Raw genomic sequence first — 12654 nt, forward strand, 5'->3', positions numbered from 1 at the left:
TTGACATGAGGAGGACCTATCGAGACGTGCTGCGTGAGCTGGCATTCGACAACCATGGCTATGTCACCACCGCGGATGCGGTATCCGCTGGCGTGCCGGCCGTCGAATTGCCGAAGCTCACGGCCCGGGGCGGCCTGGAGCATGTCGGATATGGTCTTTACCGGATGACTGACATCCCGCCGACCGACGATGATCAGTTCGCCGAAGCGACCTTGCGTGCAGGAGACGGCGCATACCTTCGCGGTGAGTCCGTCCTGGCGCTCCTCGGCCTGGGGGATGTCAATCCGGCGAAGATCACCGTGGGGACGGGCCGTCGTGTCCGCCGCGCAATGCCTCCCTATGTAAAGGTCACCAAGGCGGGGGTCGAAACGAAGGTCACGCTCTACCGCGGGATCCGCGCCCAGCAGCTCGGTGAAGCACTCCTTGAATGCATAGGCCGGGTGCCCACCACGAGACTCCGAGACGCTGCGGCCAAGGCCCGCGCTGAAGGATTGCTGACAACGGCCGAGTGGAACCGTATACGCAAGGAGCTCACCGGATGACCTACGACACCCCGCCTCGGAATGTTGCGGCCCTTAATCAGAGACTCAAGAACCTTGAGGAAGACGAAACCCTCATCCTTCGCCGGAGAACGACGATGGCTCTGGTGGTGGTAGGACAGATGCTGCCCCAAGGGGCCATCAAGGGCGGCAGTGCGATGGCGCTTCGATACGGTTCAAGTACCAGGTTTACCCGCGACCTTGACGCAGCACGCAAACAGTCCCTGTCGGCCTTCCGTGCAGACTTCGAAGAACGCCTACGGGAAGGCTGGGGTGGGTTCACTGGCCGGTTGGCCGCAGGTCTCCGGCTTGGCTACCTTTTCCTTCTGGTAGTGGATCAGCCTGGCGTTGGTGAAGAACGGCCAGCCCCAGTACTCGTCCTGGTACTTGGTGGTTTCCACAGTGGAGGGAATGAGCCGGTCCTTGTTGGCCTTCACCAGCTTGGTCTGGTCCAGCAGCCAGCCTTGGGACGCGAACTCGGAGGTCCAGATGACGTCCGTGACGAAGAGGTCGCACTCAGCGGACTTACCCTCGAGCCGCTGCACGATCTGCGTGCGGGCCTCATCCGTGGTGGCGCCGATCTCGGTGTACTTGGCCGTGACCTTGCCGTTCGCCTTGGTGAACGCTTCCGCCGTGCCCTTGTAGATACCGCTCGCGTCCTTGACGCCGCAGATGTTGACGTCGCCGCTGGCATTAGCGCCCGACGCCGGATCGGCAGCTGCTGCTTGTTCCGCACCTTGGGGCGCCGCTCCCCCGCCGCACGCGCTGAGGAGGAGGGCTGCTGCTATTGCGGTCGCCGCTAGGGCTTTGCGGCTTTGTTCTGGAGCTGGAGAGCAGGTCGGTTCAAGTCCACAAGTGGCTCCTTTGGGGTCTGTGGGCGGGCGGAGTTCAGTGCGCGTTTTGGCTGTCCCGCGTTCTGATGGTGGCTTCTTTGTCGGTGGTTCTCGTGATCCGTGGAATCGATTCCAATGTGTTCAAAAGAATCGGCCTTGCGGCCGTGGAATCGATTCCAAAGTAGCGTGACAGGGACCACTGAGGGCTGTCAACCCTCTCTATTTGGTGGAGTCCCTGATGACGAGTTCGTGCGGGAGGAAGGTTCTTCCCTTGCGATGGGATCCCTCGACTGTCATTCGCTGCAGGAGTTCGGCGACAGCTACGCGGCCCATTTCGTAGGCTGGCTGTCTTACGGTAGTCAGCTCCGGGACGCACATCTCCGCTTGGGCAGAGTCATCGAAACCCGCTACGGCCATGTCGCCTGGCACCTTCAGGCCTGCGTCGGTGAGTTCCCGGACGCACCCGACCGCGACCACGTCGGTGCCGCAGAAAACTGCATCGGGGAGGTCTTTTGCTTGGAGGAGCTTCTTGGCGAGCGTACGGCCGGCGTGGAAGCCGAAGTTGCCTTCGCCGAACAGGATCTGGTCTGGCTCCAAGCCCGCTTCGGTGAGTGCCTGGCGGAAGCCTTCTTCGCGCAACCGGCCTGAGCGGGCTCCCCTGTGGGCGAGCATGGCCAGCTTCTTGGCGCCTGTGTCGATCAGGTGTTTGGTGATGTCGTAGGCTGCCTGTCGGTCGTCGATGGACACCCCGAATGCCGCTTCGGCGTCGACAATTTCACAGACTTGGATGACGCTCAGTAGCTCGGCGACTGTGTTGAGGTCATCGTCAGGCATCGTGGGCGAAAAGATCACTAAGCCGTCCACAGAGCCGTTCCTCAACATGTCCGCAAGCTGCTCCTCGCAATCCAAATCCCCGTCGGTGGCTGCGATGAGGCTGACGTAGCCCGAATCGGCCGCCGCATATCCGACACTCGGAAGACTTCGCTAATCACGAGCGAGTCCAGGTTCTTGGCGAGCGCCAGAACGCGCATGGTCCGGTCTCTTCGGAGGTCCCTTGCTGAGGCGAGAGGACGATAGCTGAGCTCGCGGATGGCGGCGTTGACCTTCTCCTTGGCCGCCTCGCTGACAGCGGAGCTTCCGTTCAAGACGCGCGACACCGTCCCTACGGACACGCCCGCCGTCTTGGCGACATCCTGAACTGTCGGCCGCGCCATTAGTTTGTCCTTTCGTGAGCAGTGACAGTAGTCCTTATCCCCACGTCACTGGCGTGCCTCAGCATAGTTGAGCGCTGGCAGGGGCGGGAGCCGATCGCAATCCTTCCCCGCTGAGCAGCTTGCCGTTGAAACTACGGACTCGTGAGCCGCATTCGCCACTAGAGCGGACGAGAAACCAAGAACTGGCGCCAAGGTTTCCACTGGCTTTACGTTGGTGTGGGCATGAGCCATACGGGCTACACACTTTAAGATGACACACAGTAATTTGGGCATTTCATTCCCATAAGAACTTGGCTTGAACAGATAATGTTCTTCTGGTGAGTTCTGTGAGCCTTGACACCGTGTATATGCATATCCAGCAGCTCTTTACTGCGGGCCTCACTACAATCATTGGTTCGGGACTGTCCTGTTCCTATGGTCTGCCCAGTATGGGATCACTCGCCAACGAACTGGAGGCAGTGATGCCGCAACGTCTCGGACAGGCCGGGATACCAGACACGACATGGGTACGTGTGGCACAGAATCTGAAGAAGTCTGGCCTGGAGGCTGCACTAGACGACCTGGCCGGAGATGACCCCTCGCTACCCATCCTCGTTACTGCAACGGCAGACATCATCCAGGCTTGCGAAGAGCGGGCAATAGCCCAAATCATGTCGCCAAATGAGCGCTACCCTTTGCAAGAGTTACTTTGCTACATCAGTAAGAGTTCCGCATCTGCCGACGTCATTACGACAAACTATGACCGGTTGATTGAGCTGGCATGCGCACTTGCCGCGATACCCGTAGATACGGGCTTCAATGGGCACACAATCGGCACTTACGACGAAGCCGCCAGTCGCGAGGCGCTTGTGTCAGTACGCCGATTACCCCGCGGTCAAACGTCGTTCAGTTACAGACACCATGTACGCCTCGCAAAACCTCATGGCAGCCTGGATTGGTTCAAACACAAAGGTGAGCCGGTGCGCTCCGAGATCGCCTTCGGCGGACAGCCACTCATCATTACACCAGGCCTCAGCAAGTACAAGACCGGGTACGAGCGCCCTTTTGATGCTCAGAAGAATCGAGCCACAGGCGCAATCGACCGAGCAAACGCTCTTCTTTTCATCGGCTATGGGTTCAATGACGACCATCTCCAAACACATCTCAACCCGCAGTTTTCAAGAGGGGTAAAAACCGCAGTCTTTGCACGGTCTTTAACTGAGGCAGCGGTGAGTTACATTCAAGATTTCCCCCACATTCTTGCCGTTGACTCTTGGCCCGGGCAGGCGGATTCATCTCGCGTCCATTTCCAAGGGCAGACCCTTAAAGTTGAATCAGTTGCACTGTGGGATCTCGGCACACTCATTTCGGAGGTACTGGTTTGACCATTACAGCAATCCCATCACCTGCACTTGCCTTCGATGATGTGCCATACCTTGGAACAGCCCTGAGGATCGATACATCATGCGTCTGGGCAATGGCAAACGAGATTAACGGAATTACACGAGTAGGCATCGGTTCGCTCATTGCAATGGAGGGCCAGATCCCCTCCGAATACCTAATTGGCATGCTTGACCGCGTAACTCGTGAGACCGACCGAATAGATGTCCTCAGCGAGGAGGATGACGACACATTTCCGATCACGCATACCGAGCGTGATTTATTTCGTGTCATTCTTCTCGGAACATACAAGACTGTTGATGGGCAACGCAGAAATACATTTAAGCGCGGCGCTGATTCGTATCCTAGAATAGATGCCAAATGCTGGTCCATAAATGGAGATAATCTCCAGTCGCTAATGAATCTACTCTCCAGTGAGGTTGAGGAAACAAAGAGGCTTTATCTCGGTTCATTCATTTCGGATGCTACTGCCAAAGCAGTTGCTGATGGGGACCGACTTTTTCAGCGCCATGCTGCCCTAGTCGGCAGCACTGGGTCCGGCAAGAGCTGGGCTGTAGCACTAATGCTGGAGCGCGCCGCGGCGCTAGATCACCCTAACCTGATCGTCCTTGACATGCACGGCGAGTACGCCCCATTAACCAGCCAGATCAGCGCCGACGGCTTTGCCGCTGGATGGCGCATCGCCGGACCGAACGATCAGATTGAAACTTCAGACACCCTTTTCCTGCCATTCTGGATGCTCAATCAAGAAGAACTCTTGGCACTGCTCCTTGACCGTAGCGAAGACAACGCACCAAACCAAGCTGCACGTTTCACAGAGCATGTAAGGACTTTGAAGCGTCAGACACTGAAAGCAGCAGGAAAGCTAGAAGCGCTTGATAATTTCACAGTGGATAGCCCAATTCCGTTTTCACTTTCAGATCTGGTTGAACTCCTTGAAGCCGATGACACCGAGATGGTCGCCGGTCAAAATAGGCCTGTCAATGGCCCTTTCAAAGGCAAGCTAACACGATTCATCTCGAGACTCAGCACCAAGATGAACGACAGACGCTATGCGTTCATGTTCAAAGCTCCATCTTCTACATCAGACTACGACTGGCTGCACGGAGTAGCTAAGAGCATGCTAGGGACTAAACCTGGTATAAAAGTTATTGATTTCAGCGAGGTCCCCTCCGATGCCCTCCCGGTGGTTGTCGGAGTATTTGCCCGCGTACTTTATGACATTCAGTTCTGGTCCGCCGTCGAGACCCGGACGCCGTTCACCTTCGTCTGCGATGAAGCTCACCTATACCTGCCATCTGACAATGTGTCCGTCAGGGAACAGCGGGCTTTAGACTCATTCGAACGCATAGCAAAAGAGGGTAGGAAGTACGGCGTTTCCCTCTTGGTGGTTAGTCAAAGGCCGTCGGATGTCAGCAAAACAGTGCTTTCGCAGTGCAACAACTTCGTAGTTCTTAGGCTCACAAATGATCAGGACCGCCGAGTCATTGAACGTGTCATGCCAGACAACCTCTCAGGACTCACTGCCTCGTTACCGCTCTTGGATGTTGGTGAGGCCCTAGTCATCGGGGATTCCGTAGTCCTTCCGGCCCGGGTGAAGCTCGACGCACCTTCGATAAAGCCGGACAGCGCAACGAGAAAATTCTGGACTGAGTGGAACACAACGCCGGCTAAGGATGACGCTCTGGTGGCGGCTGTTGAATCACTGCGTCGCCAATCACGGCTCTAAGAGGAAACAACTCATGGCGGTGAGTTCAGAGACAAATCTAGACCTACCGAAATCCCGGCTCTCCGCTACGCGCCGCACAGAACCTTGATCGAATCCTGCACGCATCTGAGTCTGACTAGGGTAATCTAACGAGCGGACACCCGAGTAGTCCAGGGAGGACCACGAGCCGGAGCCGATCTGATTCCCGATGCTCTTGCAACCATCGGGATTATTTTACTACGAGCCTGGAGAGAGTTTGTGACCCATTCAAGTTCGAGACTGAGCGCGAAAGGGCATTCGACTGGGAAGCCGAGCCAACCAGCTCTCGGACTCAGAAGGATCTCACCGGCAGGCTGGCTATAGCCTTGGCACGTTGTGGTTTTGAAGACCTAGTCTCACTCTACAGATAGGTTCCATGTTCACGGACGCATTCATCGAGATCGAGTCGGCAAAAGATTTACCAAGTCTCCTCCGCTTCACGCTCCAATGCTCGCTCTTTGCCACGAACAAGATCTTCCATTAATTCGCTAATCCAGGCCTTTACTGCCTTCGTTTCGTGCGAACTCTTTAACCAGCCAGCGAGTTGGTCAATCTGCCGCGAGATCCGGTCCGATTCGTTGCCTGTCCACGAACCACTAATGAACTCACTAGCCAACGCAGAAGAGACCTGTCTATCAGAGCCGAAGTTGATTAGCAGAAAACGGCCAATATCCGACATCCGATTGTCACCAATAGACGCGACCGATGCCAGGAGCCTGGCTCGGTCCAATCGACCAGCCACCCAATTCTCAGCAGTTTCAAGATCAACTGCAGCAGCAAGCCATCCGCGCGCTGTCAGAGCGAGCCTCCAGGAGCCCGCTTCAATTCGATTCATAGCTTCAGACCAGGCCCGTGAACCGCTGCTTTTCAACGCGGCACGAAGTACGTTGTATTCATGGCTTGATTCATAGCCGACGACCGCATCGGCCTCGATGAGATCGAGAAGGAGTTTCGCAACATAATAGGGATCGCGCTGGGTCAGTCTTAGCGCGAGTTGGGCCCAGTCCCAAGACTGTTGTCCGATTCTCGGGAATTCTGCACGACGCCCCACGACATCACGTACGAGGTGGTCAATTGAGACATGCCCCCTCGAATCGTGGAGGTGTAAAGCCAAGAAGTCCACAACCGCGTTGTAATCTTCTTGGGTGCGCATGCGACTCATCCACGGCGTTAGGTAGCTTTCTAGTTGGCTGTCTGATGGATCCTGAAGCCAACCGAAAAGCATCTGGGCTCCATCACGAACAGTAACGGCACCAAGCGACTCATCGATTCTTTTCTGTGCTCTCGCTGTTTTTGGCCCCCGCACCGTGAGTTTGAGTTGTGCCACGGCGTTGAGGCGGGACTGGTCGATGAACGAATCGAAGGCACCCGTCTCCCCAGCCTCGGTTTTGGCCCAGAGGTAACCGACCACGGCCGGCAGGTTGGGTCCATTGACAAAAGCGAGCAAACTCTCTCGTACTCTCTGCGAGTCGTCCCGCAGCCGCGCTAAGGCGCGCCCCAACTCAAAGGCGGCAGGGACCTCCTCAACTAGAAGTTCTAGGATCACTTTGACCTCAGACCCCTTTGGGAGTGACGCGATAGCATCCGATATCTGACGTCTAAGATCTTCGTTATCACCGTGCCAAGGGTGGGCTCTAGCAAGAACCCACAATTGTTCCGAGGCCGATTCATCGGGCAATGATTCTTCAAGCTGCCTTACGGCATTTAGTCGACCTGAAGCATCGGAAGCGCGGCCAAACAGAGCCTTCAAACTAGAAATTTCAGTTCGCATACCACGAAGTTGGCTTGCACTAAGAGTACCGATGGACTCCGTGAAGTGCTCGAGAACTTGTGGTTGCTCAAGTAGCGGATGAATTATTTCCGCAAGCACTTGGAGGGCCTCCTGAGAAACATCAAGGTCTGAATCGTCTGCCAACGTCCGAAGCAGATCTATTGCAGTTTTACGGTAATTCCACATTTCTCCATTTGTCTTTGGAACACCCCTGGGTTCAACGATAGTTCCGCCTTGAAGTTCGCCGGAAACCATAATCGATTCATGCACCGATATTGCATGAGAAGCCGCCTTAACCACCATTCGCCTCATCCGCGAATCCGTAGAGGTCACAACACCCTGTAAATAGGACATGCGATTTTCTGGTGAAGCAGCCGTGCCTGGGAGCATTGTACCGAATAATGCAACCCACGTGCCCGTGGCATTATTGCTGTATTTTTCAGTTTCAACAACTGCGAGCCGTGCGAGTGCTTCAGCAGCCAATTCAAAAGTCTGCGATCTCCATGCGAGTTTCTCCAGAGTCCAGACAAGATCACGCCGAATCGAATTCGCGGCCTGGAGCTCCTCCTCGGAGGCATCAAGTATCAGTTTGGCAATTTGACGAGCAATCGCATCGGGCGCAATGACTGCTGCGTGCACCAATAGCTTCGAGTTAGCACCCTCGGCAAGGGATTCTAACGCCGCAAACGGGCCCGTCGGAGCCAGCAGAGTTCTTACGGCAGGGCTGCTACTTGCGAACTCACCAATGTCCGAAGCTCGACGGAAAAGGCGCTGAACTAGGTCGTCGTCGAGGATCGGTATCAGATCACGGATAATCTGTTCACCAAATTCGTCCCAAGCGCTGGCAGCCAGGTACACCGCCAATGGGAACGGGCCAACACTGCGGAACCGACCCTGTTTTGATAGCAGACCGCGACCTTGCAGGGCCCGAGCCGAGGCCTTAAGATCGGCAGGTGGGATGTCAAACCCTTGCGCAATGACTTCCAGCTCCCGCGCCACGTCACGGTCGTAGCCGAACCTGCTAAAGAGAGCGAGGATAGTGCATCCTAAAAAAAGATCACCATCTGGAAGCTCCCGGGTGATGTACGCACGCACATCGTCGCCAGTGACAAGCGTGGCGGCAGAGGCAGTAGGTGAGCTGAGGATGGCAGAGGCTGCCTTGAGCGCGTAATCGACATTGCCGGCTGAGACCTCGACCACAACCCTAACTGCCTCGGACCACAAGTTGGGTACATTATGTTCTAGTAATTCGGTCATGGGACCGTCTTCGAAGCCCGCCAACCCAATCATGGGCGATCTGGTCGAGTAAACACCGGGTTCACCAATAGTGACCAGCTTTGACTTCGTTCCAGAAGGGAGGCTCCCCGCATAGATCTCATGCTGCTTTCGGTCGCACTCGTCAATTACCAACACAGCTGTTCGCCCTTGAACGGTCAATTGGTTCAGGAGCGGTAGCGTGAACTGATCTGCGGCTGGCACGTAGATCACAAGCGGCTCATACGATTGTCCTCGAAGTGCCTCCATCACGAGCCTCGTCTTACCGAGACCACTCACCCCGTCTACATGGACGTCAATCTGTGATCCGCCGGCAAGCAAGGCACGGAGCTCCTGAATGACAGCGTTTCTCCCGTCTGAAGACACCCAGGCTGTGGTGTGCCTGTTGGAATCCGCCCATCTGTGGAAGGTGAGGCAAGTTGTTCCGATTCCGCCGAGGATTGGGTCAACGGACAACGACGGATGTTCCTCTGCCCACCTCGCCAAGCCGTCCGCTCCGATTATCTCAAAAGAGTCGGCTTCAACGTGAAGACCAAGTTCTTGGGCCTGCTCAACGAGCGCCTTGCGGCGTGATGCGATCTTAGCGCTCGTAAGGGATACGCCAAGCACCAAGCGGTATTTTCCCCCATTCCTGAGGATGTCCAGTGCATGTGTGGCGCCCTTCAACTCCGTCTTGCATTTTGCCGGCGCTAAGTCCCCTGCTTTGAACTGCCAAGCGCTGTTCCCCTCAGGGATCCACGCCGTCGCCGACGCCTGACGCAGCGCCGCATCTACGCCCCCGTCTCCCACATTTTCGAGATACGTGGTCTCAAGCGTGGTTCCCGTCATTCCGGCGCGCGCTACCTCAACACTGAGAAGGCGGTTAACGAAGGACCCAAAACTGGCCCCACCAAGACCACGAATTACTGCTGGTGCAACAGAGAATGGACCAAAGTCACCCACGGGCCCTCCTTCTCCAACCGAAGCAACTCTTCATCGCTATTGCTCTCATCTTCACAGTTGCATGCTAGTGCAACGGGTCCCATCGGTTGGGGAGCTGGCGTCTATACGGTGGGGCCGTGGGATTTCGAAAAGAGCTATAAACGGTCATAGCCCCTGAAATGCTGGAATGCCGGGGACTGTACGTTGAGACGCTACAGGTCACTTAGCGACGAAATCCTTCTATTCTTGGATCCGGAAAGCAAGCCAGTGGGAGGCCCTTATCAGGAGTCCACCTCCGGTATCCCCCCTATTGCCTCACGTCAACAGGGAAAAGTGGCTCGTTGCCTCGGGTGAAACGGTCCGGGCGGTGCTGTTGATGAACCAGGTGTTGAATTTGTAGTTTCGTGGCGCTGCTTTGGCTCGAGCGAGGCTTTCCAGTTCGCTGCCGAGTGCCCGGAGTTGCCGGGACTTCGCTGCCTATTTGGCGTTTGAACTGAGCATTCATGGCGAGCCGCGCTCATCCGCATCAACAGCGCAGCGTCCTCATCGCTCAAAACCCGCTCCCCGTCCCGTCGAAGCAAAGGCACTAGCATCGGCAGTTTCGGCGCAAGCCGCTTGCCGGGGGCACGCAACACCCGCCCAACACACAACCAACGCCGCAACAACCCGCGGACCACACATCGGCACCGGTGCAGACCGGGCCCGTACCGGCCGCAACTCCAGTGCCAGCCGCAACCCCCTTCGCGCGCAATCCCGGTTCCATCCCGCGAGCTCTACCAACTCGCTCAGAATCTGAGTCTTCTCAGAACTCGTCCCCCGGCCCTAAGCCCTCGCCTTGACCACCGTGACAGACCTTCTTTGACTCATAGTCAGACTTTGACTCATAGTCAGACCCATCCCACAAGGTTGTCCGCCAACCACCCTTCCCGAACCTTTTTCATGAGGCAACGTATCGGACTCCGCGGACCTTTCGCACATCCCCACCCGCCCCCTTGACTCGCACCCCCTCCTTCCCTAAACTTTTCATAAAGCAGAATCTAAATTCCACAAAGCGGAAATTAAAGCCAAACGCCAAGGCCAAGACGAAGCACAGGGAAGTTAGATCCAAGCCCCTCCTCGGAAGGACCTACGATGACGTACACAGTGAACTGCTCCATCCTCCTGACGGAGCTGCCCTTGCTCGAGCGCCCCGCCGCCGCGAAGGCAGCCGGTTTTGACGCCGTCGAGTTCTGGTGGCCCTTCGAGACCTCCGTCCCCACGGACGCACAAGTAACCGAGTTTGAAACCGCCATCAAGGACGCCGGCGTACAGCTCACGGGCCTGAACTTCAACGCCGGCAACATGCCCGGCGGCGACCGCGGCCTCGTCTCCTGGAAGGGACGTTGCTCCGAGTTCAAGGACAACATCGACGTCGTCGCCGGCATCGGTGAGCGCCTGGGCTGCAAGGCCTTCAACGCCCTCTACGGCAACCGCCAGGACGAGTTCACCCCTGAAGAGCAGGACGAACTCGCCGCCAAGAACCTCGCCGCAGCAGCAGAAGGAGTCGCCCGCATCGGCGGCACCGTCCTCCTCGAACCGGTCAGCGGCGCACCCAAGTACCCGCTCCTCACCGCCGAAGACGCACTCAAGGTCATCGCCCGCGTCAAGGCAGGTTCCGGAGCCCAGAACATCAAGCTCCTCGCCGACTTCTACCACCTGGCAGTCAACGGGGACGACGTCGAATCCGTCATCGAGAACCACGCCAAGGACTTCGGCCACATCCAGATTGCCGACAACCCCGGCCGCGGCGCCCCCGGCACCGGCAACCTGCCCCTCGGCGAATGGATCGCCCGCAGCCGCGAACTCGGCTACGAGGGCTACATCGGCCTCGAGTACAAGGAACCGCAGGAATCGGCCTTCAGCTGGGCCATCCGCCAGCGCGCCAACGCCAACTAAGCATCCAGCACACCTGAGCTAAAAAGACTTTCAGAAAGAGAACCACAATGAGCAACGTTGCAGTCATCGGACTCGGAATCATGGGCCTCCCCATGGCCATCAACCTCGTCAAGGCCGGCCACACGGTCACCGGTTTCAACCGCAGCCAGGACAAGATCGACAAGCTCGTCTCCGAGGGCGGCCAGGGTGCCAGCAGCATCGCGGACGCCGTCAAGGACGCCGACGTCGTCATCACCATGGTCCCGGACTCCCCCGATGTTGAGGGTGTAGTCAGCGGCAAGGACGGCGTCTTCGCCAACGCGAAGAAGGGCACCATCTGGATCGACGCATCCAGCATCCGCCCGGACGTCGCCAAGCGCCTCTCCGAAGAAGCCGTAGAAGCAGGCATCCGCCCGCTCGACGCCCCCGTGAGTGGCGGCGAACAGGGCGCCATCGACGCCGTCCTCTCCATCATGGTCGGCGGCGCCGCCGAAGACTTCGACGCGGCACAGGATGTCCTCAACGCAGTGGGCAAGACCATCGTCCACGTCGGCCCGTCCGGCTCCGGCCAGACCGTCAAGGCAGCGAACCAGCTGATCGTGGCCGTCAACATCCAGGTCCTCGGCGAGGCCATCGCCTTCCTTGAGGCCTACGGCGTAGACACCGACGCAGCCCTGAAGGTCCTCGGCGGCGGCTTGGCCGGCTCCAAGGTCCTCGAGCAGAAGGGCCAGAAGATGCTCGACCGCAACTTCGACCCCGGCTTCCGCCTGGCCCTCCACCACAAGGACCTCGGCATCGTCACCTCCGCAGCCCGCGAAGCCAACGTCGCTGTCCCGCTCGGCGCAGTCGTCGCCCAGCTCGTCGCCGTAACCGTCAACCAGGGCGACGGCGGCCTGGACCACTCGGGCCTCTTCAAGCAGGTCCTCCAGCTCAGCGGCCGCAAATAGGCCAAAAGGCACCCAAGCAGCACAAGCAGGGAACCCGCCGTCGTACATAAATAACTACGGCGGTTCCCTCACCACACCCAAAAACACCCCAGACTTCGCCCGAAAGGGCAAAC

Annotated in this window: 6 protein-coding genes and 3 pseudogenes; 6 read left to right on the forward strand and 3 right to left on the reverse strand. The window is 57.6% G+C overall.

Annotated elements, in window-relative coordinates; genetic code table 11:
* Window positions 1–5 precede the first annotated feature (5 nt).
* The gene (locus AC5RU9_RS18840) at window positions 6–542 is read left to right on the forward strand and encodes a type IV toxin-antitoxin system AbiEi family antitoxin domain-containing protein (protein WP_494017651.1); all 537 of its coding nucleotides are present in this window, start codon (window positions 6–8) and stop codon (window positions 540–542) included.
* 119 nt (window positions 543–661) lie between these two features.
* Window positions 662–793 (forward strand): annotated as a pseudogene (locus AC5RU9_RS18845) (nucleotidyl transferase AbiEii/AbiGii toxin family protein); the annotation flags it as partial.
* 3 nt (window positions 794–796) lie between these two features.
* Here AC5RU9_RS18845 and AC5RU9_RS18850 read toward each other — a convergent pair.
* Window positions 797–1327 carry an extracellular solute-binding protein gene (locus AC5RU9_RS18850; protein ID WP_494017851.1) on the reverse strand — a complete coding sequence of 177 codons (531 nt, stop codon included), beginning with the start codon at window positions 1325–1327 and terminating at the stop codon, window positions 797–799.
* A 264-nt stretch (window positions 1328–1591) separates the two neighbouring features.
* Window positions 1592–2586, reverse strand: a pseudogene (locus AC5RU9_RS18855) (LacI family DNA-binding transcriptional regulator).
* A gap of 326 nt (window positions 2587–2912) precedes the next feature.
* Here AC5RU9_RS18855 and AC5RU9_RS18860 point away from each other — a divergent pair.
* Both AC5RU9_RS18860 and AC5RU9_RS18865 read left to right on the forward strand, forming a co-directional pair.
* Window positions 2913–3950, forward strand: a complete 1038-nt coding sequence (locus AC5RU9_RS18860; protein ID WP_494017652.1) for an SIR2 family protein — start codon at window positions 2913–2915, stop codon at window positions 3948–3950.
* Window positions 3947–5695 carry an ATP-binding protein gene (locus AC5RU9_RS18865; protein ID WP_494017653.1) on the forward strand — a complete coding sequence of 583 codons (1749 nt, stop codon included), beginning with the start codon at window positions 3947–3949 and terminating at the stop codon, window positions 5693–5695. The genes AC5RU9_RS18860 and AC5RU9_RS18865 overlap by 4 nt, the downstream gene beginning before the upstream one ends.
* Window positions 5696–6131: 436 nt before the next feature.
* Here the strand turns inward: AC5RU9_RS18865 and AC5RU9_RS18870 are convergent, their stop codons facing one another.
* Complete coding sequence (locus AC5RU9_RS18870) at window positions 6132–9701, reverse strand: hypothetical protein (protein WP_494017654.1); 3570 nt, start codon at window positions 9699–9701, stop codon at window positions 6132–6134.
* 1110 nt (window positions 9702–10811) lie between these two features.
* Here AC5RU9_RS18870 and AC5RU9_RS18875 point away from each other — a divergent pair.
* Together AC5RU9_RS18875 and AC5RU9_RS18880 are read left to right on the forward strand one after the other, a co-directional pair.
* Window positions 10812–11615, forward strand: coding sequence for a hydroxypyruvate isomerase family protein (locus AC5RU9_RS18875; protein WP_494017655.1), 804 nt, complete (start codon window positions 10812–10814; stop codon window positions 11613–11615).
* A gap of 29 nt (window positions 11616–11644) precedes the next feature.
* A pseudogene (locus AC5RU9_RS18880) lies at window positions 11645–12541 on the forward strand (2-hydroxy-3-oxopropionate reductase); the annotation flags it as partial.
* Window positions 12542–12654: the final 113 nt, after the last annotated feature.

The sequence above is a fragment of the Arthrobacter sp. B0316-5-4 genome, assembly GCF_059090325.1.

Coding starts and splice junctions, on each gene's coding strand:
- AC5RU9_RS18840 (WP_494017651.1), top strand. CDS start 6: ATGAGGAGGACCTATCGAGACGTGCTGCGTGAGCTGGCATTCGACAAC.
- AC5RU9_RS18875 (WP_494017655.1), top strand. CDS start 10,812: ATGACGTACACAGTGAACTGCTCCATCCTCCTGACGGAGCTGCCCTTG.